The sequence below is a fragment of the Enterobacter hormaechei ATCC 49162 genome (assembly GCF_001875655.1).
In the GTDB taxonomy this organism is placed as follows: Bacteria; Pseudomonadota; Gammaproteobacteria; order Enterobacterales; family Enterobacteriaceae; genus Enterobacter; species Enterobacter hormaechei.
In genome coordinates, this window is sequence record NZ_MKEQ01000001.1 from 610,436 (window position 1) to 634,512 (window position 24,077).

Here is a 24,077-nt window from a genome sequence, read left to right on the forward strand (position 1 = left end):
GGTCATGAATAAAGTGAAGACAATCAATATCGCGCTGATCGGGTATGGTTTTGTAGGTAAGACGTTCCATGCCCCGCTGATCCAGTCCGTCGACGGCCTGAAGCTGGCGGTGGTCTCATCCCGGGATGAAGAGAAGGTCAAACGCGATCTGCCGGACGTCCTTGTTGTCGCCACGCCTGAAGAGGCCATTTTGCACCCGGATATCGACCTGGTGGTTATCGCCTCCCCTAACGCGACCCATGCCCCGCTGGCCACGATGGCCCTGAACGCTGGTAAGCACGTGGTGGTGGATAAACCGTTTACGCTGGATATGCAGGAAGCGCGGGATCTGATTGCGCTTGCGCAGGAAAAACAGCGGCTGCTCTCTGTCTTCCATAACCGCCGCTGGGACAGCGATTTTCTCGGCATTAAGCAAGTCATTGAGCAAGGCAGCATCGGCAAGGTGAAACATTTTGAGTCACATATCGATCGTTTCCGCCCGGACGTTCGCGTGCGCTGGAGAGAGCAAAACGTTCCCGGCAGCGGCCTGTGGTTCGACTTAGGCCCGCACATGATTGACCAGACGCTACAGCTTTTTGGTCTGCCGCAGTCGGTACAGGGCAACATCGCCACCCTGCGTGACGGCGCGGAGATTAACGACTGGGCGCACGTGGTGCTGAATTATCCTGAACATAAAGTGGTCCTCCATTGCAGCATGCTGGTGGCGGGCGGCGTTTCCCGCTTCACCGTTCACGGCGATAAAGCCAGCGTGGTGAAAGCGCGCATCGATCAGCAGGAAACCCAGCTTCTGGCGGGTGTCATACCGGGCAGCGCAAGCTGGGGGGAAGACAGCGACGCGATGGTCCTGTTTAATGCCCAGGGCGAAACCAGCCCTATCCCTGCACCAAAAGGTGACCAGCGTCAGTACTATATACATGTGCGCGATGCCCTGACCGGCAAGATCGACAACCCGGTCCCTCCCGTGGAGGCTCTGGCGGTGATGGCGGTGCTGGAAGCGGCGGTTAAATCTTCGGAAACGGGTTCAACCCAGACACTGGATTTAACGGCGCAGGAGCGCGCGCAACTGCAATAAGCAGCGAAAAAAATGCCCTGCGGGTTTGCAGGGCATTTTCGGTTACTGACGTTTTTTCGGCATCATTCGCAACAGCGTATTGTCTTTCCAGAAATAGTGATGCATCAGCGCGGCAAAGGCATGCAAACCAATCACGAAATAGCCCAGATTCGCCAGCGTCACGTGCCACGCTTTCAGGTTGTCCACCAGGTCAAAATTCCCCTCCGCCGCATGCGGCATCGTCAGGCCAAAGGCAAACCAGTCATTGCCACGGTTATACATCATCACCATGCCGATCAGCGGCAGCGCAATGAACAGCAGGTAGATCACCAGATGCCCCAGATGAGACAGCCCGGTGATCATCGCTTTTGGTTTCGGCTGAATGGGCGGCGCCGGGAATTTGAGGCGAATTAGCAGGCGCGCTACCATCAGCACCAGAATGCTAATCCCGCAGGAAACGTGGATCATATTAATCAGCGGGCGATCGGTTCGCGGGAACGACCCTCTGAACTCCATGGCGCAATAGGCCACAATGACTAAAAAAAAGACCAGCCAGTGAATGCTGATTTGCAAACCTGTATATTTTGTACGCATGTAATTTCCTGATGACTGTTACGGATTGCGCCAACATAACCAGCTTCGCCAAAAAATTCATTAAAATTTTGCATATCTCAAACGTAATGGCAAACGACCTGTTTATAAGGCCGGTATATTCGTTTACGAGGACGCAGAGGTTACCATGCTAACAAAAAACAAACTCACTTCTTGCAATTCAATATGTTACATAACACCTTTCCCTGCGCATCCCTGGTGTACGTTCCAGTAGTACGCTCCCACGCCCGCTTGCGTGACCTGTTGAGGTTTATTGAGCACGCAAATAAAATCGATAAAATAATTCAGTAAAAATTAAAAGCTGATTTTTTCTTAAATGGTCTTTCATTTTTTATAAATTTTTTTAAATCGCGAAGTCGCTATTATGGCAGCCGAACGGAAGAGGTCATTTAAAACACCTAACCGTTCATTTGTTATGAATCATTTTTTCTTTACATTTAACTACATTTTTCAAGGATCAAGGATGAAAAAGGCTATTCTTGCAACAGTAATCGCGTTGTGCACCACTTCCGCTTTCGCAGCTGAAACTGCTGTACTTAAAGTTAAAGGGACTTTAACTAACTCAGCTTGCACACCAGAAATCGGAAATGGCGGTGTGATTGACTATGGCAGAATTAATCTCGGTGGTTTATCTGCTACAGCCAACAATGTACTGGGTCAAAAAGAAGTTCCTGTAACTATTACCTGTACAGCGGCAACGAAAGTTGGCTTTAAAATTATGGATGACCGTACTGACAGCAATGCTCTGCTGCCGGTTGACATCAATGGTAATGCCGATATTTCTGACTCGTATTACACCTATGGTGTAGGCAAAACTGCTGGCGGCGTTAAAATTGGTAACTATGGCCTGTGGATGAAGGATGTTACCGCAAACGGTGCAACCGTTGATGCTATTCTCATGAATGACAACTGGGGTACTGATAAGTGGGAAAAATCTGTCATTCCACGTAGCGACGCATTCTCTACTTCAGCCTTTGCGACCACGGGTACAACTGAACCACTGGCGATCACCACGGCAGGTTTTAACTTTGTTTCTAACCTGGTGATTCGTGATACCGCGACTCTGGCCATCACCGACGACACTCAGCTCGACGGTCAGGCTACTATGACTCTGGTATACCTGTAATCGCTATATTTGATTCAAATCGGGCCGGTTAAGGCCCGATTTTTTTTACGCCTGTAAATACACCACCTGCGTCTGCAAATATTCATTCAGACCGTGCTTACCATCTGCCCCGCCAATACCGGATTTACGCCATCCCGCATGGAAGCCCTGCATCGCTTCAAAATTCTCACGGTTAATATATGTCTCGCCGAATTTAAGCCCTTTAATGGCTTTCATGGCGATATTCAGATCCTGCGTATAAACAGACGAGGTTAAACCGTAGTCGCTGTCGTTGGCCATATTCAGTGCCTCTTCCAGCGTGTCGAAAACCACCACGGGCAGCACCGGGCCGAAGGTCTCTTCGTGCATGATGGCCATATCCTGACGCACGTCCAGCAGCAGCGTTGGCGGATAAAAATACCCTTTGCCTTCTGCGGCTTTACCGCCAAGGACCACTTTAGCGCCCTCCTGCACCGCGCGCGCCACCTTCTGCTCCACCCGCTCCAGCGCGGCGGCGTTGATCAGCGGCCCCATGGCAATATCCGTGCGTTCAGCCGGATTACCAAACTGAACGGCTTTCATTGCCTCGCCCAGGCGATTCACAAAGCGGTCGTAGATCCCCTTCTGGACATAGACACGTTCCGCACAGTTACAGACCTGTCCGGTATTGATGACGCGTGAATCGACAATCGCCTTCACCGCCAGCTCGAGGTCGGCATCATCCAGCACGATTGCCGGAGCTTTACCGCCCAGCTCCAGCCCCACTTTGGTGATATTTTTCGCAGCCGCAGCCATGATCTTCTCACCCGCCCCGACGCTGCCGGTCATGCTCACCATCGCCACTTTCGGGTTCCCGGCCAGTTCCTGCCCGACGGTTTCGCCGCGGCCCAGCACCAGGTTGAAGACGCCTTTCGGCAGGCCAATCTCATCGACGATTTTGGCAAACGCAATGGCGTTATTGGGGGTAAATTCGCTCGGTTTGATAACGATGGTGTTACCGGTAATCAGTGCGGGGGCGAGCTTGCGGGCAATCAGGAAGAAGGGAAAGTTCCAGGGCAGAATGCCGGTAGTGACGCCGAGAGCGCGCTTAAACACCAGGATACTCTCGCCCGGACGGTCGCTCTGAATGATTTCTCCTTCATACCGGCGCGCCCACTCGGCCATATAGTCGATATAGTCAGCGGTAAAGTTCACTTCCACTTCCGCCAGCTGCTGGATCTTGCCGCCTTCGGCCACAATCAGCGCGCTGATTTCACTGACGCGCTCGCGGATGCCAGCGGAAATTTTGCGCAGCCAGCTGGCGCGCTCAATGGCAGGCAGCGCCTCCCAGCCAGCCTGCGCGCGCTCTGCCGCGTCAATCGCTTTGCGGGCATCTTCGGCGGTGCCGTCGGGAATACGGGAAATGACCTCTTCCGTGGCCGGATTGATCACGTCAATCCATGCATCACCCTGCCAGGCAACAAACTGTCCATCAATATACATAGGATGTTGTACGGGTACTGTCATAACCTGCTCCTGTAATTGCACTGTTTTTAACAAGTAAACTTATTGTTAAAAACTATAATTACCGGGGCAATTGCCTACTCTATGAGGCTGTTTTTGTGAGATATCTCATAAAAGAAACGGGTCAGCCCGCTTTAAAAATCACAAATCGGCAACATAAGATGCCCGTTTGCGTAAAAGATGGCGCAAACGGGCAGAGCATTACAGCAGAGAACGGCTCACCAGCGCGTCGGTGAGAATGACGTCGTTTCGCAAGATCTGCCACGCGGCGTCCACGTCGGCAGGAATATCAACATGGGCGATAAAGTCACGGCCCGCCGGACCGTAGCCGTTGATGTCGTCCCTGAGTCGCGGAAGTTCACCCAGCACCAGCGACAGGTAGCGCTCTACCGGCCATAACCCCTCGGCCGGGCCGCGAAAGACCAGACCGTCGTCGCTGTTTTGCAGCACGGGTGTCAGGCCGGGATGACTCACCCATGCGGGCGAGTCGTTCTCGTCGCGGCATACGCGGGCAAACGTAGCCATTGTGCGACGCTGCATCGTCGGGTCCTGGGCCACCAGCACCCGGCTGGCGTTCAGTCCGGATTGTTTCATCAACGCCCGGCTGAAGCGGGCATTCTCACCACAGTTGGTCGACTGATCCTCAACGTGAAGACGCTCAACCGGAATGTTCCAGAACTCACGGGCGATGTCGGCCAGAATCGCCGCTTCAGCACGCCCGGTGGTGGGTATCCTGTTGTAGCGGGGGTGTTTCGCAATCGCGGCGTAGAGGAAGGTCGTCGAGTGACCGATCCCGCCGCTGATGATCAGAGGAGTACCCTGTTCAGCCGCGATTTTACAGGCAGCATCAATCGCGGGGATCACCGCGTTACCCGCCAGAATCACCAGATCAACGGGCTGGTTGTCCTGATAGTCGTCCTGAGCAAGCCACGCCCCGATGGTATTCACGGCGTCGAGGGTTGTGCCAGGCAGACAGGGGAAAAGTGCCATTGTCATCGTTACCTCCTTACAGCATACAGAGCCTTCGATTATCCCCCTTTCTGCGCATCATGCTATGGCATGAAGGCTGAAAAAAGGGCTGCGCCCCGCTCAACGAGCACTCACATTTGATTAACATGAGAAAATCGTATTCACTTGAATTATGATTTGCGTCAGTCTTAGAATCATTAGCCCGCTCACAATTCAACTTTTTGAAAGGTAAATCACGTTATGCGCCTGCCTCAACGCGACCCTTATGCTCCTCGCGAGTGGCAGCCACACGAGAAACCCGCCCTGCTGGGTTCCCCTTCCACCCCGGAACACCCGACGTCGAAACGGATCGCCTATGGCGTGGTCGGCCTGCTGGTGTGTCTGACCGGGGCGCTGGGTAACGCGGTCGTCACCGCCAATCTGCAAAATCTGCAAGGCACCTTCGGCGCCTGGTCGACCGAAATCGCCTGGCTGCCCGCCGTCTATGTCATGACCAACGTCTCCATCAACCTGCTGCTGGTGAAGTTTCGCCAGCAGTACGGTTTGCGCGCCTTTACCGAAGGCTTCCTGGTGCTGTATGTGCTGGTCACCTTTTTTCACCTGTTTGTGAACGATCTCAGTTCAGCGCTGATGGTACGTGCGGCACACGGGATGGTCGCCGCCGCGCTCAGCTCGCTCGGCATTTATTACCAGATACAGGCCTGGCCCGCGAAGCACCGCCTGAAGGCGCTGACCATCGGCATAACCGGATCGTCGCTGGCGATCCCGCTGGCGCGGCTGTTTTCCACCGAACTGTTACAGCTTGATGAGTGGCGCGGCCTGTACTTCTTCGAACTGGGTCTGGCCCTGATATCTCTCGCCTGCGTGATGGTGCTCAAACTGCCGCCGGGCGATCGGCGCAAGGTCTTCGAGAAGAAAGACTTCATCACCTTCTTTTTGCTGGCGCCGGGCATGGCGCTGCTGTGCGCGGTTCTGTCGTTAGGACGTCTGGACTGGTGGTTTGAAGCGCCGTGGATCGGCTGGGCGTTGTCCCTCTCGCTGGTGCTGATTGTCTCCGCGATCGTGTTTGAACATAACCGCAGCAACCCGCTGCTTAATACCCGCTGGCTCTCCAGCGGCAGCATCGTACGCCTGGGGCTGATTATGCTGCTGATCCGTATCGTGCTGGCGGAGCAGAACACCGGCGTCATCGGCTGGCTGCAATATGTGGGCCTACAGAATGAACAGATGACCCATCTGGCGTGGTCTATTTTCGCCGGAATCGTCTGCGGTATCGTCACCAGTTGTCTCACGATCAAACCCACTAAACTGGCCTGGCCGATTATTACCTCGCTGGCGCTGATGATTGTCGCCTCGCTGCTGGACAGCCAGTCCAACAACCTCACGCGGCCAGCTCAGCTGATGGTCAGTCAGTTCCTGCTGGGCTTCGGCAGCGCGTTCTTCCTCGCCCCGGCGATGCTGGCCGCCATTGGTGGCGTGATCGCCGATCCGCGCAATCTGGTCAGCTTTTCCGTGATGTTTGGCATGAGTCAGAACCTTGGGGGGCTGCTCGGTTCCGCGATCCTCGGCACCTTCCAGACCTGGCGCGAGAAGTACCACTCCAGCCTGCTGGCTGACCAGCTCACCACCCTGAATCCCCTGGTGAACGAACGTATTCAGCTTTACACCCAGATGTACAAAAGCCTGATTGGTGACAGTTCCCTGCTGGGAATTCAGGCCATTACCCAGCTTCAGACGGTGACGACGCTTGAGGCAAATATTCTGGCTTACAACGATACTTATTTACTGACGGCGAGCATTGCCACTGCCACGCTGGTCTGGATTTTATGGCGCTTGCTGCGTCTGCGCATCACTGCCCGTATGGCCCTAAAGAACGCCACTGGCACTAAGTAATCTATTTTTTCAGGAGAAGTTATGAGTCAGCAGGATGCCGCCAAAGAGCAGGCCAACACGCGCAAAAATGTGCGCGTCGTGTCCATTTTCACCGCCGCGGCTATCGGAATAGTCGGGGTGCTGGTGATCCTTTACGCCTGGCAGTTGCCCCCGTTCACGCGTCACACCCAGTTCACCGATAACGCCTACGTGCGCGGCCAGACAACGTTTATCAGTCCCCAGGTGAACGGCTACATTACCGAGGTCCATGTTCAGGATTTCGTGCAGGTAAAAAAAGGCGACCTGCTGTTGCAGATAGATGACCGGATCTACCGCCAGCGCGTCCATCAGGCCGAGGCGCAGCTGGCAATGAAAATTGCAGCCCTGAATAACAACCTGCAACAGCGCAAAAGCGCGGAAGCGGTAATTGCCAGAAACGAGGCGGCGCTGAAAAACGCCCGCGCCCAAAGCCTGAAAACCCAGGCGGATTTGAAACGCGTGAAGGATCTGACCGCAGACGGCTCCCTTTCCATTCGCGAGCGCGATGCGGCGCTGGCGAGTGCCGCACAGGGAAGCGCCGATATCGACCAGGCGAAAGCGACGCTTGAGATGTCACGCCAGGATTTACAGACGGTCATCGTCAATCGCGGTTCGCTGGAAGCGGACGTTGAGAATGCAAAAGCCGCGCTGGAACTGGCGCAGATCGATCTGCAAAACACGCGCATTATTGCCCCGCGTGACGGCCAGCTCGGTCAGATTGCGGTGCGACTGGGGGCGTACGTCACCGCCGGAACGCACCTGACCACGCTGGTCCCGCCGCAGCACTGGGTGATCGCCAACATCAAAGAGACGCAGCTGGCGAATTTACGCGTCGGGCAGTCGGTGAAATTCACCGTGGATGCCTTAAACGATAAAGCCTATCAGGGGCGCGTGGAGAGCATTTCCCCGGCCACTGGCGTGGAGTTCAGCGCTATCACCCCGGATAACGCCACGGGCAACTTTGTCAAAATCGCCCAGCGTATCCCGGTACGCATTGAGGTACTCGGTGAGCCGGAGGCGTACCGGCTACTGCGCCCAGGCATGTCGGTGCAGGTGACCATCGACACGCGGGAGGCGAAACAATGACGCTTCGCCCGATAGCCGCCCTGCTGATGATGGCGACCCTGGCGGGGTGCCAGTCGGTGGACGTTGAGCCAGCCAAATCGTCACTGCTTATTCCGGCCCAGTGGCGCGCGGTGTCGGGACCGACCAGCCCGACAGAGCAGCTCTGGTGGCGGAATTTTCACGACAACAATCTGAACCGCTATGTGGATCAGGCGCTGAAGAATAACAGCGACGTGCTGCTTGCCCGCGAGCGGATTAATGAGTACCAGGCCCGGGTGTACGCCGCCGACGGCAGCCTGTTTCCGTCGCTGGATGCGGGCGTGACCGGCACGCGCGCGCGCTCGCAGTCCGCCACCACGGGGCTTCCGGTATACGGTACGCTGTACAAAGGCAGCCTGACCGCCAGCTACGACGTGGATATCTGGGGCGTAAACCGCAGCACCTCTCGTGCCGCTGAAGCGTCGCTGGAAGCACAAAAGGCCGCCGCCGCCGCGGCAGATCTTACCGTCGCATCGTCGGTCGCTTCCGGGTACGTCACCCTGCTGTCGCTTGACGAACAGCTTCGCGTTACCCGTTCCACGCTGAAATCGCGTGAAGAGGCGTTCAACCTCGCTAAACGCCAGTTTGAGACGGGATACAGTTCACGCCTTGAGCTGATGCAATCGGATTCTGAGCTTCGCGCCACCCGTGCCCAGGTTCCACTGCTTCAGCACCAGATTGCGCAGCAGGAGAATGCGCTTAGCCTGCTGCTGGGCAGCAACCCGGGTGAGGTTGCGCGCGGTGAAAGCTTCGACGCCCTGACGCCGCTGAAACTGCCCTCCCAGCTACCGTCGACGTTACTGAATCGGCGTCCGGATATCGTCCAGGCTGAACGTCAGCTGATTGCGGCGGACGCGACGCTGGCGGCCTCGCGCGCCAGCCTGCTGCCGTCGATCAACCTTACGGCCACGGGATCGGTGCAGGATCGCACGCTGTCGGGGTTGCTGGATAACCCTCTCCAGCTCTGGAGCGTGGGCGGCAGTATTCTTGCGCCGCTGCTGAACCGTCAGGCACTTAATGCGCAGGTAGATATCTCCCAGTCCCAGCGGAATCAGGCGCTGTACAGCTACGAAAAAACCGTGCGTAACGCATTTGCCGAGGTGAATGACAGCCTTGATGCCATCACCCGCTATCAGGAACAGCTAACCGAGCTGCTGGCACAGCAGGAGGTCGCGCAGGAGACGCTGCGGATTGCGCAAAACCGCTACCGCAACGGGTACTCTTCTTATCTGGATGTGCTTGATGCGCAGCGTACGCTGTTCTCGGTGCAGACCAGCGTGGTACAGGTGAAAAATAACCTGCTGCTGGCGCAAATTGATTTGTATAAAGCGCTGGGCGGCGGTTGGATCAGTGCCTGAAGACATGCCGGGTGGCGGCTACGCCTTACCCGGCCTACATTTCGCCCCCCGACGATCCCCCCGAGGAGACAATCTATGCAATCGCAGTGGTGTTCAGTAGATAATTACATGATTTCTTCGCTTATTCCTGAGGATGAGGTTCTCTCGAAGATCCTGGATAACAACAAACGCGCCGGTTTACCCGAGCACGATGTTGCCGCTAATCAGGGGCAACTGCTGGCGCTGTTTGTCCGCATGACACAAGCGCGTCGAATTCTGGAGATTGGCACGCTGGGTGCGTATAGCTCAATCTGGATGGCGCGCGCCCTGCCACCGGACGGAAAGCTGATTACGCTTGAAGCGGACCCGACACATGCCGCGGTTGCACGCCAGAACATTCACCTTGCAAAACTCAGCGATCGTATTGAACTGATTGAAGGCCCGGCGCTAAAGTCGCTCGAGAATTTCGGTGACGTCCCGCCCTTCGACCTGATCTTTATTGATGCCGATAAGCCTAACAATCCCGGTTACCTGGAGTGGGCGCTGCACTACGCCCGTCCCGGCACGGTCATTATCGGCGACAACGTGGTGCGCGACGGCGAGGTGATTAACGGGCAAAGTGAGGATGCGCGCGTACAGGGAGTACGGAAGTTTATCGAGATGACTGGAGATAACCCGCGTATAACCGCCACCGCGCTGCAAACGGTGGGCATTAAGGGATGGGATGGGTTTACGTTGGCAATGGTGAACGGGTAAATCAAAGCCGGGTGGCGGCTACGCCTTACCCGGCCTACATGTTCTCCATATTCTCTCGTAGGCCCGGTAAGCGCAGCGCCACCGGGCGACGGTTTTAGGCGGAAATCTGCTCCATTGCCTGCAAAATACGCTTGTCCGAAATCGGGTACGGCGTGCCAAGCTGCTGAGCAAAGAAGCTGACGCGCAGCTCCTCGATCATCCAGCGGATCTCCCGCACGTCGTCATCATCACGACGCGCCGGAGGCAGCTTGTTCAGCCACTGCTGCCACGCCTGCTGCACGTTTTCGACCTTCAGCATCTGCGCGCGATCGCGGTGTGGATCCACCGCCATTTTCTCCAGACGTTTCTCAATCGCCTGCAAATAACGCAGCGTATCCCCCAGACGCTTGAAGCCGTTGCCGGTGACAAAGCCGCGATACACCAGCCCCGCCATCTGCGCCTTCACGTCCGACAGCCCCAGCGCCATGGTCATATCCACCCGCCCCTTCAGGCGCTTGTTGATATTGAACACGGCGGTGAGGATCTGCTCGACCTGTTTGGCAATCTCTACCACGGTGTCGTTCAGCTCCGCGCGCACCTTTTCATGAAGCTGAGCAAAGCCCTCTTCTGACCAGACCGGGCCGCCCGCCTCGTGGATCAGCTTATCCACGCCGCAGGAGATGCAGTCGTCGATCAGATCCAGCACTTTACCGTACGGGTTAAAGTACAGCCCCAGCTTGGCTTTGTTCGGCAGCTTCTCGTGCAGATACTTAATCGGCGACGGGATATTGAGCAGAAGCAGTCGACGCAGCCCGCGCCACATCATCTGCTGTTGCTCCTGCGGATTATCAAACAGTTTAATCGCCACGCTGTCGCGCTCATCCACCAGCGCGGGCCAGGCTTTGACCTTATAGTTGCCGCGCTTCTGCTCGTAGCTTTCGGGAAGCTGACCAAAGCTCCAGATATGCAGCCCGCTCTGCTCAATGCCGTCGTCCGCCACCGCAGAAAGCGTCTCCTGGACTTTACCTTTCAGCGCCTCTTTCAGCGCCGTCAGAGAGCGGCCCTCAAGCAGCTTTTTGTTTTTATCGTCCACCACGCGGAATGTGATTTTCAGGTGATCGGGCACCTGATCCCAGTTCCAGTCTTCGCGGTCAATGGTGGTGCCGGTCATGCGTCGGAACTCCCGCTCAAGCGCATCCAGCAGCGACAGCTCCAGCGGCGTGACGCGGCCTAGGAACGCTTCGGCGTAGTTCGGCGCTGGCACAAAGTTACGCCGCACCGGTTTAGGCAGGGATTTGATTAATGCAATAACCAGCTCGCGGCGCAGGCCAGGGATCTGCCACTCAAACCCGCTCTCATCCACCTGGTTTAGCAGTGGCAGCGGAATGTGCACCGTCACACCATCGGCATCCGCGCCCGGCTCAAACTGATAGGTCAGACGCAGCTTGAGGTTGCCCTGATGCCAGAAGTTCGGGTAGTCGAGCTTACTGACCGACTCCGCACCCTCTTTAATCAACATGTTCTTTTCGAAGTTGAGCAGGTCCGGGGTCTCTTTACTGACTTTCTTCCACCAGCTGTCGAAATGGCGCGCGGAGATCACATCATGGCTGATGCGCTGGTCGTAAAAATCAAACAGCGTCTCGTCGTCCACCAGAATGTCGCGACGGCGGGACTTGTGCTCAAGCTCTTCCACTTCAGCGCGCAGCTTCAGGTTTTCACGGAAGAAGGCGTGGCGCGTCTGCCAGTCACCTTCCACCAGCGCGTGGCGGATAAACAGCTCGCGGCTGAGCGCCGGGTCTATCTGGCTGTAGTTAACCTTACGCGCAGCAACCACCGGCAGGCCGTAGACGGTGACTTTTTCCGTCGCCATCACCGCGCCCTGACCGCGCTCCCAGTGCGGCTCGCTGTACGAGCGTTTCAGCAGGTGCTGCGCCACCGGTTCAACCCATTCGGGGTCAATACGCGCGGCAATGCGTCCCCACAGGCGGCTGGTTTCCACCAGCTCGGCGACCATGGTCCACTTCGGCGGCTTTTTGAACAAGCCGGAACCCGGGAAGATGGAGAAACGCGCATTACGCGCGCCGGTATATTCCTGCTTATCCGCATCCTTCATCCCGATATGGGACAGCAGGCCGGTCAGCAAGGCGATATGAATTTCGCGATACTCCGCCGGTTCGCTGTTCACCGGAATGCCCAGCTCTTTCACCACCTGACGCAGCTGGGTGTAGATATCCTGCCACTCGCGCACGCGCAGGTAGTTGAGGAAATCCACCCGGCACTGACGGCGGAACTGGTTCGACGAGAGCGCTTTTTGCTGCTCGCCGAGGTAGTTCCACAGGTTCACAAAGGCAAGGAAATCGGACTCTTTATCGTGGAAGCGGCGGTGTTTTTCATCCGACGCCTGCTGTTTGTCCATCGGGCGCTCGCGCGGATCCTGAATGGAGAGCGCCGAGGTGATGATCATCGCCTCACGCACGCAGCCGTGCTTTTGCGCCTCCAGCACCATGCGCGCCAGACGCGGATCGACCGGCAATTGGCTTAGCTGGCGGCCCAATGGCGTAAGCTTATAGGCCGTCGCCTGCGCGTCGGTGGTGATGGCCCCCAGCTCTTCCAGCAGGCGCACCCCGTCCTGGATATTGCGTTTGTCCGGCGCTTCCACAAACGGGAAGGCGGCGATATCGCCCAGCCCCAGCGCGGTCATTTGCAGGATAACGGATGCCAGGTTGGTGCGCAGAATTTCCGGGTCGGTAAACTCCGGGCGCGACAGGAAATCGTCTTCCGAATAGAGACGAATGCAGATCCCTTCCGACACGCGGCCGCAGCGACCCTTACGCTGATTAGCCGACGCCTGGGAAACCGGCTCGATCGGCAGGCGCTGAACTTTGGTGCGGTAGCTGTAGCGGCTGATGCGCGCCGTACCCGGGTCAATCACATATTTAATGCCCGGTACGGTCAGCGAGGTTTCGGCCACGTTGGTCGCCAGCACAATGCGGCGCCCGCTGTGCGGCTGGAACACGCGGTTCTGCTCGCTGTTCGACAGGCGCGCGTACAGCGGCAGGATCTCGGTGTGGCGCAGATCGCGCTTGCTGAGCGCATCGGCGGTATCGCGGATCTCGCGCTCGCCGCTCATGAAGATCAGAATGTCGCCAGCACTCTCGTTGCCCAGTTCGTCGACGGCATCGAAGATGGCCTGAAGCTGGTCGCGCTCGGTATCGTCCGCCTCTTCCACAATCGGGCGATAGCGCACTTCAACCGGGTAGGTTCGGCCTGAAACTTCAATGATCGGCGCATTGTTGAAATGTTTTGAGAAGCGTTCCGGGTCGATGGTCGCGGAGGTGATGATGATTTTCAGATCCGGACGCCGCGGCAAAAGCTCTTTCAGGTAGCCGAGCAGGAAGTCGATGTTCAGGCTGCGCTCGTGCGCTTCATCGATGATAATGGTGTCGTACTGCATCAGCAGACGATCCTGCTGGATTTCCGCCAGCAGAATACCGTCGGTCATCAGCTTAACCATGGTGTTGTCGCTGACGTGATCGCTGAAACGCACCTTGTAACCGATGCAGCCGCCCGGCTCCGTTTGCAGCTCGTCGGCAATACGGTTCGCCACGGTACGCGCCGCCAGACGACGCGGCTGGGTGTGGCCGATCAGCCCTTTCACCCCGCGGCCCAGCTCCATGCAGATTTTCGGTAGCTGGGTGGTTTTACCTGAACCGGTTTCCCCTGCAACGATCACCACCTGGTGGTCGCGCACGGCTTCAAGAATGTCCTGCTTTTTCTGGCTGACGGGCAGGTTTTCCGGGTAGGTAATCGCCGGGCGTGCGGCTTCTCGCAGCACAACTTTCCCTGCCGCCTGTTCAATCTCTTTGGCCATCTCCTGGTAAATGGCCTGTTGTGCATCAGGATTTTTAACCTTCTTCACGCCGTGCAGACGGCGCGCAAACCGCTGTCTGTCGCGCAGCATCAGCGAATCAAGCTTTTGCATCAGCATCGGGAAGGTCAATTTTGGTTGTTCTGTCATAGCGTTAACGGGCAGTGCACTGCCGGATAAAATCTCTTTTTAATGATTGCTATAGAGTACCACATCAGCGCTTTTCGCGCCTTATTCAAAAAATTCGAACATAGGCTTCGATATATTGCGCTATCCCTGTGGCAGGATTGTGAATAAAGTGTCAACAAGCAACGGGGCAACCCCCTTCAATCAAATACAAAACAGGAATTTCCCATGAGCAAAGTATTAGTGTTGAAATCCAGTATTCTGGCAGGGTACTCACAGTCTGGTCAGCTGTCCGACTATTTCGTTGAACAGTGGCGTGAACAGCATACCGCGGATGAAATCACCGTGCGTGACCTGGCGGCAAACCCAATCCCTGTGCTGGACGGCGAGCTGGTTGGCGCGCTGCGTCCGAGCGATGCGCCGCTTTCCCCGCGTCAGCAGGAAGCCCTGGCGCTCTCCGACGAGCTGATTGCTGAATTGCAGGCGCACGACGTTATCGTCATCAACGCCCCAATGTACAACTTCAACATTCCTACCCAGCTGAAGAACTACTTCGACCTGGTCGCCCGCGCTGGCGTGACCTTCCGTTACACCGAGAACGGCCCGGAAGGTCTGGTAAAAGGTAAACGCGCTATCGTCCTGACCAGCCGCGGCGGTATTCACAAAGATACCCCAACCGACCTGGTTGCACCGTACATGACGCTGTTCCTGGGCTTCATCGGCATTACCGACGTGAACTTCGTGTTCGCTGAAGGTATCGCTTACGGCCCGGAAGTGGCCACCAAAGCACAGACCGACGCGAAAGCCGCTATCGACAGCCTGGTCGCAGCGTAAGATTTCCCCCTCTCACCGCCCGGTGGGAGGGTTTTTCTTTTCCCCGTATTTCGTTATCATCCGCACCCCCTTTCCAGCCCGGCGGCCTGATGTCTGTCATTATCGATACGTTTATCGCTCCACCCTGTCACGACGACATTGAGATCCTCTGGCAGGACGAACATCTGCTGCTGATCAACAAACCTTCCGGTCTGCTCAGCCTGTCGGGGAAAAATCCGCAAAACCTCGATTCCGTTCACTACCGTCTGGTTCAAACCTTTCCCGGCTGCACGCTGGTGCATCGTCTTGATTTTGGCACTTCGGGTCTGATGGTCATTGCGCGTAACAAAGCGATAAACGCCGCGCTTTGCCACCAGTTCAGCCAGCGCGCCGTGAACAAGGTTTACACCGCCCTGTTGTGCGGGCATGTGGAACAGGACGAAGGGAGCGTGGATGCGCCGATTGCCAAAGATCCGGCGCTGTTTCCGCTGATGACAATCTGTGCCCATACCGGTAAACCCGCGCGTTCCCGCTATCGGGTGATGGAACGGATAGACCAGGATACGACAGGGCCGTTGACGCGGGTAGCGCTTACCCCGGAAACCGGACGCACCCACCAGCTGCGCATTCACTGCCAGCAGTTAGGCCATCCTATTCTGGGGTGCGATCTGTATGGTGGTCTGAAATGGCCGGGCGCTGAAGATACGCCCCGGCTGATGCTGCATGCCAGCGAACTGCATTTTATTCATCCGGTGAGCGGCGAGACGATGAACATCCGTCACGCCGCGCCATTCTGAGCGGGGTTTACCACATTAAATCGTCAGGGATTTTGAAATCTGCATACGGATCGTCTTCATCCTGCTCTTCCTGACTCAGCGCGCTGTTAAGCACAATGCTGTCCGCATCGCGCTGGGCAATCTTATCCGCCACCACCGCGGGGATAATTGCGTACTCGCAGTCGCCCTGGGCGTTAATCACCAGACGGGCAATTGCCAGACGACCGTTGATCAGCTGCGTCTGGGTCTGCTTATCGACCTCGATTTTTTTGATCAGGTTGCCGTCGGTAAAGTTAAAGGTGATGTTGCCTTTTGCCACGGTGATGCGGTTCATCTCAATCAGCTGCTTCACCTGCGCTTTAAACTCTTTCGCCAGTACCGCCTGCTTCTGCTGTTCGCTTAGCTGCCTGTCGCGCTCAAGCTGCGCCTTCTTGTTCTCTTCTACCGCTTCACGGGCCTCACGCGCCTGTACGCGCGATTTCTTTGCCGTGCGCTGCACCTTCGCCACTTTCTTGCTGCTGACTAAGCCCGCTTTCAGCATCTGCTCTTGTAGGGTGAGTTTTGTCATGATCGTTTTAAACCGGTTGGAAATTTCGGGGGATTATACCTGAACGGGCCGCGCATGAAGAACCCTCATGTTGCAGTGAAATTAAGTCACTTCCCCTGCGCCAGTCGCTCAGGCATAAATTATGCATTGATAACGTTCCGGCAACATGAACTTAGGATGCATAACCAAATGAGTCAGGCTTTCACATTTACCCTTAAGCGCAGTTGCTTCGATGAAAATTATAACCCGTCAGAAAATACGCGTACCACCACCAACTTCGCTAACCTGGCGCGTGGCGAGAAGCGTCAGGAGAACCTGCGCAATACGCTGGTGATGATCAACAATCGCTTCAACGCGCTGGCGAGCTGGGATAACCCAAAAGCCGACCGTTATGCCGTCGAGCTGGAGATTATTTCAGTTGATATGAATATTGGCGGCGATTTTACTTTCCCGGCCATCGAAATTCTGCAAACGACGATCGTCGATAAAAAGACCCACGAGCGCATTGAAGGCATCGTCGGGAATAACTTTTCATCGTATGTCCGTGACTATGATTTCAGCGTTCTGCTGCTGGAGCATAATAAAGATCGGCCCCGCTTCACCCTCCCCGAAAATTTTGGTGAGCTGCACGGGAATATCTTTAAAAGCTTTATTCATTCTGCGGAATATCAGGCGAACTTTAAAAAAGCGCCGGTGATCTGCCTGAGCGTCTCCAGCAAAGACACCTACCGCCGTACCGGTAATCACCACCCGGTGCTGGGCTTTGAATACCAGCCGGACGGCGAGTCGCTAACTGAACAGTACTTCGCGAAGATGGGCCTGAAAGTTCGCTACTTCATGCCGGAAAACAGCGTCGCGCCGTTTGCCTTCTTCTTCACCGGCGATTTACTGCGCGATTACACCAATCTGGAATTGATCGGCACCATCAGCACCATGGAGACGTTCCAGAAGATCTATCGCCCGGAAATTTATAATGCCAATTCCGCCGCGGGACAGTGCTATCAGCCCGACCTGAATCAGCAGGATCACTCATTAACAAAAATCGTCTATGACCGTGAAGAGCGCAGTCGGCTGGCCATTGAACAGGGTAAATATACCGAAGAGCGGTTTATCAAACCTTATAAAGCCTTTCTTGAGCAGTGGTCCCATCACTTCACGCTTTAATTTAATACGGATAAAAGGTTTCTTCTTATGAAAACATTGCTCCCGACATCGACGGCTGGCAGCCTGCCGAAACCCACCTGGCTTGCGCAGCCGGAAACGCTGTGGTCGCCGTGGAAATTACAGGACGACGAACTGCTGGCGGGAAAACAGGATGCGCTGCGTTTGTCTCTGGATGAACAGATCCGCGCCGGGATTGATATCGTCAGCGACGGGGAACAAACCCGCCAGCATTTCGTCACCACCTTTATTGAACATCTCAGCGGCGTGGATTTTGAGAACCGTCAGACGGTACGCATCCGTAACCGTTACGATGCAAGCGTACCGACGGTAGTGGACGCGGTGGCGCGTCAGAAGCCGGTGTTCGTGGACGACGCGAAATACCTGCGCCAGCTGACGGATAAGCCGATCAAGTGGGCGCTGCCTGGCCCGATGACCATGATCGATACGCTATACGATGCCCACTATAAAAGCCGTGAAAAGCTGGCCTGGGAGTTCGCAAAAATTCTCAATCAGGAAGCCCGCGAGCTGGAGGCGGCTGGCGTTGACATTATTCAGTTCGATGAACCGGCCTTTAACGTCTTTTTTGACGAGGTGAATGACTGGGGGATCGCCGCGCTGGAGCGCGCCATTGAAGGGCTGAAATGCGAAACCGCGGTACATATCTGCTACGGGTACGGTATTAAAGCCAATACGGACTGGAAAAAGACGCTCGGCTCCGAATGGCGCCAGTATGAAGAGGCGTTTCCTAAGTTGCAGACTTCAAAGATCGATATTATCTCGCTGGAGTGCCACAACTCGCGCGTGCCAATGGATCTGCTTGAGCTGATCCGCGGTAAAAAAGTGATGGTCGGCGCAATTGACGTCGCCACCCAGACCATCGAAACGCCGGAAGAGGTCGCCGATACGCTGCGCAAGGCGTTGCAGTTTGTTGATGCAGACAAGCTGTATCCGTCAACCAACTGCGGCATGGCTCCCCTCTCCCGCCAGGTTGCCAACGGTAAGCTGAAGGCGCTAAGCGCCGGGGCGGAGATTATCCGTCGCGAGCTAGCCCGCTAATCCTCAGGTTTGCCAGTACAGCGGCGTACCGAACCGCTCAATATAGTAGTCAATCACCGCCCTGACGTTCAGGGGCGGATGACGCGCGTTCGGGTAAATCGCCGCAATCGTCAATGGCTCCGTATTGATTGAACACTCCCTCTCCGGCAGCAACGCCACCAGCTCACCGCTTTTGAGCCGTTCGCTCACCATCCAGTCCGGAAAAAGGACAATGCCCATGCCGCCCAGCGCCGCAATCAGGAGTGTTTCCGCGTTATTGGAAGTCATCAGCGGTACGACCGGATAGTGAACCCAGGCCTCGCCCGGCTGTCGGATCAGCCAGCGGTTAGGCCCGGACGAGCCGCGGTAAACCAGACAGTGGTGACGGCTGAGATCGTCCGGCCCCTCGGGCGCGCCATATTTTTGCAGATAGTCCGGCGAGGCCGCCAGATGATAGAACTGCTGCCCGAACACCCGGGCGTGAAACGAGGAGTCCGTCAGCGCGCCGATGCGAAAGATAACGTCCGCCGCGTCGCGGTGCGGATCGATAAAATCGTCGGTGAGGGTCAGCTCAACAGAGAGTCGAGGATAACGCGCCAGAAGTCCGGGCAGGCCCGGCGCGATATGCCTCTGTCCAAAAAAGACCGGGCCATTGATACGCAGCGTGCCCGACGGCTCGCGGGCGCGTTCATCCAGCTCGCGTCGCGCATCCTCCAGATTCCCGGCCATCGCCCGAGCATAGCGCACAAAAAGATGCCCGCTCTCTGTAGGGATTATCGCCCGCGTGTTGCGGTAGAAAAGCTGTTGCCCGAGGGCGTCCTCAAGCTGGTGGATCACGCGGGAAACCTGCGACGCGGAGATCCCTTCCCGCCGCGCAACCATGGAGAAATTCTGCGTTTCATAAACGTCGATGAAGATCAGCAGCGCGCGAATGCTGATATGTCCGGCATCCATCATTAATGCATTTCCTGCACAGGTGTTTCCTGCATTATGGCATTTTTCTCAATGATGTTCAGACGTAATCTTCTCCGCCTGGAAAAAGGAGAGAAGCATTATGCACATCATTTTAATTTTACTGGTGATTGCCGGCGGCATGGGGCTGTCCGTGGAAGCCGGGCTGCTGGGGCCGCTGGGCGCAGAGGTGGGTGATCTGTGGGCGGCGTTCAGCATATTCAGCGTGGGGACGGGGCTGACGTTTCTGCTGATGCTGTTTTTCAGCCCGCGTAACAGCCCCTCATTTTTTGCGCAACCGTCATGGCACCTGCTGGGCGGCGTGCTCGGCCCGGTTTACGTCATCATTCTTACCATTGCCACCCCGGCGATCGGCATCGCCATGACGATGATTGGCATTCTGGCCGGCCAGGTATTTAAAAGCCTGATTATTGACCACTATGGCCTGCTCGGTACGCCGCACCGCAGGATCGATACAAAACGCATTATTGCGCTGGGATTTATCATTGCCGCGCTGATCCTCGTGGCGCAGGGGTAACGTTATGACAGTAATTATGATTATTCTGGCCGTGATTGGCGGCGCGACGCTGAGCATTCAGGCCGCCATCAACGGGCAATTAGGCGGCAACGTGGGGGTATTCAAAAGCGCATTTCTGACCTTTTCCGTCGGCGCGCTGGTGACCGCCCTGCTCATCTTCTTCTTTGAGCCGAAACAGGCGGTCAGCCTGATGGATGTGCCCAAATGGCAGCTTCTGGGCGCTCTGTGCGGCGTACCCTATATCGTGATTATGGTGCTCGCGGTGCAGCGTATCGGCACCGCCGTTGCTACGGTCGCGGTGATCCTGGGCCAGCTGGCCATGAGCATGCTGATTGATAACTTTGGCTGGCTGAATAATGAAGCCATTCCGTTTTCAATGAGCCGTCTGGGGGCCGTGGTTTGCCTGAGTATTGCTCTGTTCTTTATCTACTCCAGCAGTAAACCCCGGCCCGAAGGCGATTAACCTCCGTCTTTGCGGGTAAAGAATAGCGTCACCGTGGCGACGGTGACGCCAAATTTTTTCATTTCGGTTTTATTGAACAAATGGGTGCTGTCCTGCAAATACATCCAGTCATCAAAGTGCAGCAGCCAGGTTTTACCGTCCGCCTTCACGTTCATGCTGTAGCGCCAGTTCAGGGCGTTGCCCGCCGCCTGGCCTGTGGCGATACCCTCGATGTCCCCCGCCGTACCTTCGTAGCGATCCTGACCAACGCGGCGGATATGCCACACGCGCTGCTGCTTCTCGCCATCGTCATAAACAAAATGCTCGTTCAGCGTCAGCGTATCGCCGATAACATCCCCGGCAATCTCAACGTGAAAACGGCGGATCTGCTTACCGCTGCGATCCTGCACCATCCCCCACGCCTCGGTTTTCCCCTGGAAGTAAGTAAAAATGTCCAGCCGTGGCTGCTGCTGACGATACTCTGTCACCTCTGTGCTGCACCCGGCCACCAGCATCGTCAGGGCAAGCGCCATTAACAGGAAACGTTTCATTTTGGTCCTCCGGTTAACTGCTGACGCAGTTCAGGATATTCGGTGCGGGGATCGAGCCAGATCGCCAGAAAGCGTGAGCTAAACGCTGCCGTCTGGCGTGGCCCGAGTGGCGTAAATTTTTTCTGCGCCGCCGAGGGGCGATACCAGAACTGCCCCTGACCGTTATTAACCACAAATGCGAGCTGCGTGCCGGACGTGACGTCGGGCCAGAGCGCTTTGAGCATCCGCAGCCAGGCTTCACTCTGCGGCTCCTGCTGCAAAATGCCCTGCGCCTGCCACTGGTCGCGTGTCGCCTCAACCAGGTCGTCACCATCGATGTCGCGCGCGTAGGTGATAATCAGCGCATTATCGCGGTCTAAGCCCGTATACCGACCATCAGGCGTCAACAACTGCGAGGTATAGACGGTAAACGGTCCCCAGGTGAGTGTGGCATCGCCCACCTTGCGCCAGCTCAGCCAGTCTGCCGCCTGCGCGGAACAGGTGAAGACGGACAACGCGAGCATGAGTAACAGATTTCTCATTGTTGTCTCCCCATCAACAGGTGGAAAAAGAGCATCAGCACCAGCCAGCCGGGGAACATCCAGCTGACGACGATAAAGGTCGGCTCCAGGAACGTAATGGCTCCCAGACGCTCGCCGATCAGGTAGGCCACCGGCCCGCCAAGGGTCGCCAGCACCGTCAGCAACCAGCCTGGTAAGGTGGTCGTGCGGGTCAGTTGCGTCCAGACGGTGGCAAACATCAACCACAGCGCCACCATCCACAGCGGCATCAGCGATGCGCCCGTGAACGCAATCAGCCCCGTCAGCGCCCAGAGCGCGTCAAGCAGCGCGCCCGAGGCAGCCAGCACAAGGGCGTATACCCGGTATGCTGGCGGTAACAACAGCCAGGCCAGCACCGCCAGCGCGATCCAGATGACCAGCCCCTGCTCGCGAAACAGCACCACCAGCGTCCAGTAGAGATCAAACCCGATGGCCAGCAGAAAAACCTGCCCGTAGCGCTTCATACGCGTTCCGCAGTCAGCTGCACCACGCTGATGGTGCGGGCGTTAAACCCGGCTTCACAGTAGCCGAGGTAGTACAGCCACATCCGGCGAAAACGTTCATCGAACCCAAGCTGTTCAATCTCCTGCCAGGCGTGAACGAAGCGCTGACGCCAGTGCGCCAGCGTGCGGGCGTAGTCCGGTCCCATATCGAAGAGATTACGCACCACAAAATCGGTATGGCGGGTCATCAGTTCGTTCATGGCGGTGATGCTGGGCAAAAAGCCGCCGGGGAAGATATAGCGCTGAATAAAATCGACGCTTTTGCTGTAGTCGCGATAGCGCTGATCCTGAATGGTGATGGCCTGAATCGCCATCCGTCCGCCCGGACGCAGACGCGCCTGGCAGGTGCGGAAAAACGTTGGCAGGTAGCGTTGACCGACGGCTTCAATCATCTCGACCGACACCAGCTTGTCGTAGACTCCGGTCAGATCGCGGTAGTCGCAGAGCAGCACCTCCACGCGATCCTGCAACCCCGCCCGGGCGATCCGCGCGGTGGCCCAGTGGTACTGCTCCTGCGACAGCGTGGTGGTGGTCACCCGGCAGCCGTAATGACGGGCGGCATATTCCGCCATCGCCCCCCAGCCGGTGCCAATCTCCAGCAGATGGTCGTTTGCCGTGAGCGCCAGCTGGTCACACAGCCTTGCCATTTTTGCCTGCTGAGCCGCGGTCAGATCCTGCTCCTCCCCGCTAAACAGCGCGCTGGAGTACAACAGGTGTTCATCGAGGAAATGGGCGTAAAAGGTGTTGCCCAGATCGTAATGGGCGGCAATATTTTCCCGCGCCTGAGCGCGTGAGTTGCGCCGCATCCAGTGCCGTAGCCGCTCCACCGGTTTTCCGAGCAGGCGAAACCCTTTTTCCAGCTTGCCGAGGATCTGGCTATTGCGCGCAATCAGCTCCAGCAGCGGCGTCAGGTGGGTTGTCTCCCATTCCCCATCCATCCACGCTTCTGCCGCGGCGAGGCTGCCCCCGGTTAAAATGCGCCAGTAGACGCCCGGTGCAAGTACCTGCACCTCAGCGTGAAGCGCGGCGGAGGCGTCGCCGAAATGGAACGTCTGCGCGCCTTCACGCAGCGTCAGCGAGCCACCGCGCAGGCCATTCAGCAGGCGGAAGAGCAACCATCGCGCGACGCGGACGTTGCGCGGGATATCGGGTTCAAGCGCAAAGACGGGATCGGTCATGATCGTTCACTCCTGCTGAGGGGATGGTTATGCAGCGGCACGCGCTTCAGCCACAGCCTGAGCGCCTGCCAGTAAATGGCGAAAACGGTTTTGAGGGTCATCAACGGGATCCGTGCCAGCCGTGAACGCAGCGTTGCGCGCGTCAGCGGTTCCCGGCGCAGCGTCAGGGTGGCATCAAACACCTTCGTCTCCTGATGGTTTTCAATATGCATGCGCAGCGTGCTGTCCGGGCTGTTGAAGCGCCAGTGGTAGACCATGTCCATCGGGTTAAAAGGCGAAACGTGAAACGCTTTCGCCGTTGGCTGGGCGTTCTGGCCCGCCACCGCGTAATAATGCCGTTCATTCCACGGCGTGTTACGCACTTCGGCGAGCACCCAACGCAGGGTGCCTTCCCCGTCATAGCAGTAGTAAAAATTCACCGGATTAAAATGAAAGCCGAAATAACGCAGTTGGGTCAGAAGCATGACCCGCCCCGCCGGGCGTTCGCCGGTCAGGTTTTCCAGCCGCGTCAGTGCATTCTCCTTAAGCGGCGTGCCAAGCGGGTAGTCCGCATCATAAAATGCCGCGGGCGCAACACGGTTCCGGCGCACGCCGACGGAGGGCAGCGCGTCCAGCTCATCCAGATCGAGCCAGGCCATAAACACGCTGTAGGTAAAGTGGTGCGCTTTCGGCGCAAGCCGACGATGGCGCAATGTACCGTGGTAAAGGCAGCTGTTCAT

23 protein-coding genes are annotated in these 24,077 nt (G+C 56.8%); 12 read left to right on the forward strand and 11 right to left on the reverse strand.

Annotated elements, in window-relative coordinates; translation table 11 throughout:
* The first annotated feature begins 4 nt into the window (after positions 1-4).
* Complete coding sequence (locus BH712_RS02955) at positions 5-1,072, forward strand: oxidoreductase (protein WP_032673821.1); 1,068 nt, start codon at positions 5-7, stop codon at positions 1,070-1,072.
* 42 nt (positions 1,073-1,114) lie between these two features.
* On the opposite strand, the gene cybB is transcribed toward BH712_RS02955, so the two are convergent.
* Entirely contained in the window at positions 1,115-1,645 is a 531-nt protein-coding gene (gene cybB, locus BH712_RS02960) for a cytochrome b561 (protein ID WP_006810568.1), read from the reverse strand.
* A gap of 481 nt (positions 1,646-2,126) precedes the next feature.
* On the opposite strand from cybB, the gene BH712_RS02965 reads away from it, so the two are divergent.
* Positions 2,127-2,789, forward strand: coding sequence for a DUF1120 domain-containing protein (locus tag BH712_RS02965; protein WP_032673820.1), 663 nt, complete (start codon positions 2,127-2,129; stop codon positions 2,787-2,789).
* 45 nt (positions 2,790-2,834) lie between these two features.
* Here the strand turns inward: BH712_RS02965 and aldA are convergent, their stop codons facing one another.
* Positions 2,835-4,274 carry an aldehyde dehydrogenase gene (gene aldA, locus BH712_RS02970; protein ID WP_006810566.1) on the reverse strand — a complete coding sequence of 480 codons (1,440 nt, stop codon included), beginning with the start codon at positions 4,272-4,274 and terminating at the stop codon, positions 2,835-2,837.
* A 198-nt stretch (positions 4,275-4,472) separates the two neighbouring features.
* Positions 4,473-5,267, reverse strand: a complete 795-nt coding sequence (locus tag BH712_RS02975; RefSeq protein ID WP_006810565.1) for a YdcF family protein — start codon at positions 5,265-5,267, stop codon at positions 4,473-4,475.
* Between the two features lie 213 nt (positions 5,268-5,480).
* Here BH712_RS02975 and BH712_RS02980 point away from each other — a divergent pair, with 213 nt between their 5' ends.
* The 4 genes from BH712_RS02980 to BH712_RS02995 all read left to right on the forward strand — a co-directional run bounded on the left by BH712_RS02980 (position 5,481) and on the right by BH712_RS02995 (position 10,348).
* A complete protein-coding gene (locus BH712_RS02980; protein ID WP_006810564.1) occupies positions 5,481-7,133 on the forward strand; it encodes an MFS transporter in 1,653 nt (550 codons plus the stop codon).
* Between the two features lie 21 nt (positions 7,134-7,154).
* A complete protein-coding gene (locus tag BH712_RS02985) occupies positions 7,155-8,237 on the forward strand; it encodes an HlyD family secretion protein (RefSeq protein WP_006810563.1) in 1,083 nt (360 codons plus the stop codon).
* Positions 8,234-9,613, forward strand: coding sequence for an efflux transporter outer membrane subunit (locus tag BH712_RS02990; RefSeq protein WP_006810562.1), 1,380 nt, complete (start codon positions 8,234-8,236; stop codon positions 9,611-9,613). Before BH712_RS02985 ends, BH712_RS02990 begins: the two co-directional genes overlap by 4 nt.
* Before the next feature lie 75 nt (positions 9,614-9,688).
* The gene (locus tag BH712_RS02995) at positions 9,689-10,348 is read left to right on the forward strand and encodes an O-methyltransferase (protein WP_006810561.1); all 660 of its coding nucleotides are present in this window, start codon (positions 9,689-9,691) and stop codon (positions 10,346-10,348) included.
* Between the two features lie 94 nt (positions 10,349-10,442).
* On the opposite strand, the gene hrpA is transcribed toward BH712_RS02995, so the two are convergent.
* A complete protein-coding gene (hrpA, locus tag BH712_RS03000) occupies positions 10,443-14,345 on the reverse strand; it encodes an ATP-dependent RNA helicase HrpA (RefSeq protein ID WP_006810560.1) in 3,903 nt (1,300 codons plus the stop codon).
* Positions 14,346-14,549: 204 nt separating this feature from the next.
* Between hrpA and azoR the strand changes: the two genes are divergently transcribed.
* Entirely contained in the window at positions 14,550-15,155 is a 606-nt protein-coding gene (gene azoR, locus BH712_RS03005) for an FMN-dependent NADH-azoreductase (protein WP_006810559.1), read from the forward strand.
* Between the two features lie 89 nt (positions 15,156-15,244).
* A complete protein-coding gene (locus BH712_RS03010) occupies positions 15,245-15,931 on the forward strand; it encodes an RluA family pseudouridine synthase (protein WP_006810558.1) in 687 nt (228 codons plus the stop codon).
* Positions 15,932-15,938: 7 nt separating this feature from the next.
* On the opposite strand, the gene BH712_RS03015 is transcribed toward BH712_RS03010, so the two are convergent.
* Complete coding sequence (locus tag BH712_RS03015) at positions 15,939-16,478, reverse strand: DUF2058 domain-containing protein (protein ID WP_006810557.1); 540 nt, start codon at positions 16,476-16,478, stop codon at positions 15,939-15,941.
* 168 nt (positions 16,479-16,646) lie between these two features.
* On the opposite strand from BH712_RS03015, the gene BH712_RS03020 reads away from it, so the two are divergent.
* Both BH712_RS03020 and BH712_RS03025 read left to right on the forward strand, forming a co-directional pair.
* Entirely contained in the window at positions 16,647-17,621 is a 975-nt protein-coding gene (locus BH712_RS03020) for a DUF1852 domain-containing protein (protein ID WP_032674097.1), read from the forward strand.
* A 27-nt stretch (positions 17,622-17,648) separates the two neighbouring features.
* Positions 17,649-18,677 carry a methionine synthase gene (locus BH712_RS03025; RefSeq protein WP_006810555.1) on the forward strand — a complete coding sequence of 343 codons (1,029 nt, stop codon included), beginning with the start codon at positions 17,649-17,651 and terminating at the stop codon, positions 18,675-18,677.
* 3 nt (positions 18,678-18,680) lie between these two features.
* Here BH712_RS03025 and BH712_RS03030 read toward each other — a convergent pair whose 3' ends face one another.
* On the reverse strand, positions 18,681-19,613 hold the full coding sequence (locus tag BH712_RS03030; RefSeq protein ID WP_006810554.1) for a LysR family transcriptional regulator: 933 nt from the start codon (positions 19,611-19,613) through the stop codon (positions 18,681-18,683).
* A gap of 97 nt (positions 19,614-19,710) precedes the next feature.
* Between BH712_RS03030 and BH712_RS03035 the strand changes: the two genes are divergently transcribed.
* Together BH712_RS03035 and BH712_RS03040 are read left to right on the forward strand one after the other, a co-directional pair.
* Positions 19,711-20,145: a DMT family transporter gene (locus BH712_RS03035; RefSeq protein ID WP_003857304.1), complete on the forward strand. Its 435-nt coding sequence runs from the start codon at positions 19,711-19,713 to the stop codon at positions 20,143-20,145.
* Positions 20,146-20,149: 4 nt separating this feature from the next.
* A complete protein-coding gene (locus BH712_RS03040) occupies positions 20,150-20,608 on the forward strand; it encodes a DMT family transporter (RefSeq protein WP_006810553.1) in 459 nt (152 codons plus the stop codon).
* Here BH712_RS03040 and BH712_RS03045 read toward each other — a convergent pair.
* From BH712_RS03045 to BH712_RS03065, 5 genes are read right to left on the reverse strand one after another with little or no spacing between them, the layout of a single operon-like run.
* Positions 20,605-21,138, reverse strand: a complete 534-nt coding sequence (locus tag BH712_RS03045; protein WP_006810552.1) for a DUF3833 domain-containing protein — start codon at positions 21,136-21,138, stop codon at positions 20,605-20,607. The genes BH712_RS03040 and BH712_RS03045 overlap by 4 nt on opposite strands.
* On the reverse strand, positions 21,135-21,659 hold the full coding sequence (locus tag BH712_RS03050; RefSeq protein WP_006810551.1) for a hypothetical protein: 525 nt from the start codon (positions 21,657-21,659) through the stop codon (positions 21,135-21,137). The genes BH712_RS03045 and BH712_RS03050 overlap by 4 nt, the downstream gene beginning before the upstream one ends.
* A complete protein-coding gene (locus tag BH712_RS03055; RefSeq protein WP_006810550.1) occupies positions 21,656-22,141 on the reverse strand; it encodes a DUF2878 domain-containing protein in 486 nt (161 codons plus the stop codon). The genes BH712_RS03050 and BH712_RS03055 overlap by 4 nt, the downstream gene beginning before the upstream one ends.
* Positions 22,138-23,358 (reverse strand): SAM-dependent methyltransferase, encoded by a 1,221-nt coding sequence (locus tag BH712_RS03060; RefSeq protein ID WP_006810549.1) that lies wholly within the window; start codon positions 23,356-23,358, stop codon positions 22,138-22,140. The genes BH712_RS03055 and BH712_RS03060 overlap by 4 nt, the downstream gene beginning before the upstream one ends.
* Positions 23,355-24,077 carry a DUF1365 domain-containing protein gene (locus BH712_RS03065; RefSeq protein ID WP_006810548.1) on the reverse strand — a complete coding sequence of 241 codons (723 nt, stop codon included), beginning with the start codon at positions 24,075-24,077 and terminating at the stop codon, positions 23,355-23,357. Before BH712_RS03065 ends, BH712_RS03060 begins: the two co-directional genes overlap by 4 nt.

Bases quoted from the DNA above. Each gene is read 5' to 3' on its own strand.
- BH712_RS03040 (WP_006810553.1), top strand. From the start codon at position 20,150: ATGACAGTAATTATGATTATTCTGGCCGTGATTGGCGGCGCGACGCTG.
- BH712_RS02985 (WP_006810563.1), top strand. From the start codon at position 7,155: ATGAGTCAGCAGGATGCCGCCAAAGAGCAGGCCAACACGCGCAAAAAT.
- BH712_RS03030 (WP_006810554.1), bottom strand. From the start codon at position 19,613: ATGATGGATGCCGGACATATCAGCATTCGCGCGCTGCTGATCTTCATC.
- cybB (WP_006810568.1), bottom strand. From the start codon at position 1,645: ATGCGTACAAAATATACAGGTTTGCAAATCAGCATTCACTGGCTGGTC.
- hrpA (WP_006810560.1), bottom strand. From the start codon at position 14,345: ATGACAGAACAACCAAAATTGACCTTCCCGATGCTGATGCAAAAGCTT.
- BH712_RS03055 (WP_006810550.1), bottom strand. From the start codon at position 22,141: ATGAAGCGCTACGGGCAGGTTTTTCTGCTGGCCATCGGGTTTGATCTC.
- BH712_RS03025 (WP_006810555.1), top strand. From the start codon at position 17,649: ATGAAAACATTGCTCCCGACATCGACGGCTGGCAGCCTGCCGAAACCC.
- BH712_RS02955 (WP_032673821.1), top strand. From the start codon at position 5: ATGAATAAAGTGAAGACAATCAATATCGCGCTGATCGGGTATGGTTTT.
- BH712_RS03020 (WP_032674097.1), top strand. From the start codon at position 16,647: ATGAGTCAGGCTTTCACATTTACCCTTAAGCGCAGTTGCTTCGATGAA.
- azoR (WP_006810559.1), top strand. From the start codon at position 14,550: ATGAGCAAAGTATTAGTGTTGAAATCCAGTATTCTGGCAGGGTACTCA.
- BH712_RS03065 (WP_006810548.1), bottom strand. From the start codon at position 24,077: ATGAACAGCTGCCTTTACCACGGTACATTGCGCCATCGTCGGCTTGCG.
- BH712_RS02980 (WP_006810564.1), top strand. From the start codon at position 5,481: ATGCGCCTGCCTCAACGCGACCCTTATGCTCCTCGCGAGTGGCAGCCA.
- BH712_RS02990 (WP_006810562.1), top strand. From the start codon at position 8,234: ATGACGCTTCGCCCGATAGCCGCCCTGCTGATGATGGCGACCCTGGCG.
- BH712_RS02995 (WP_006810561.1), top strand. From the start codon at position 9,689: ATGCAATCGCAGTGGTGTTCAGTAGATAATTACATGATTTCTTCGCTT.
- BH712_RS03015 (WP_006810557.1), bottom strand. From the start codon at position 16,478: ATGACAAAACTCACCCTACAAGAGCAGATGCTGAAAGCGGGCTTAGTC.
- BH712_RS03050 (WP_006810551.1), bottom strand. From the start codon at position 21,659: ATGAGAAATCTGTTACTCATGCTCGCGTTGTCCGTCTTCACCTGTTCC.
- BH712_RS02975 (WP_006810565.1), bottom strand. From the start codon at position 5,267: ATGACAATGGCACTTTTCCCCTGTCTGCCTGGCACAACCCTCGACGCC.
- BH712_RS03060 (WP_006810549.1), bottom strand. From the start codon at position 23,358: ATGACCGATCCCGTCTTTGCGCTTGAACCCGATATCCCGCGCAACGTC.
- BH712_RS02965 (WP_032673820.1), top strand. From the start codon at position 2,127: ATGAAAAAGGCTATTCTTGCAACAGTAATCGCGTTGTGCACCACTTCC.
- BH712_RS03010 (WP_006810558.1), top strand. From the start codon at position 15,245: ATGTCTGTCATTATCGATACGTTTATCGCTCCACCCTGTCACGACGAC.
- BH712_RS03035 (WP_003857304.1), top strand. From the start codon at position 19,711: ATGCACATCATTTTAATTTTACTGGTGATTGCCGGCGGCATGGGGCTG.
- BH712_RS03045 (WP_006810552.1), bottom strand. From the start codon at position 21,138: ATGAAACGTTTCCTGTTAATGGCGCTTGCCCTGACGATGCTGGTGGCC.
- aldA (WP_006810566.1), bottom strand. From the start codon at position 4,274: ATGACAGTACCCGTACAACATCCTATGTATATTGATGGACAGTTTGTT.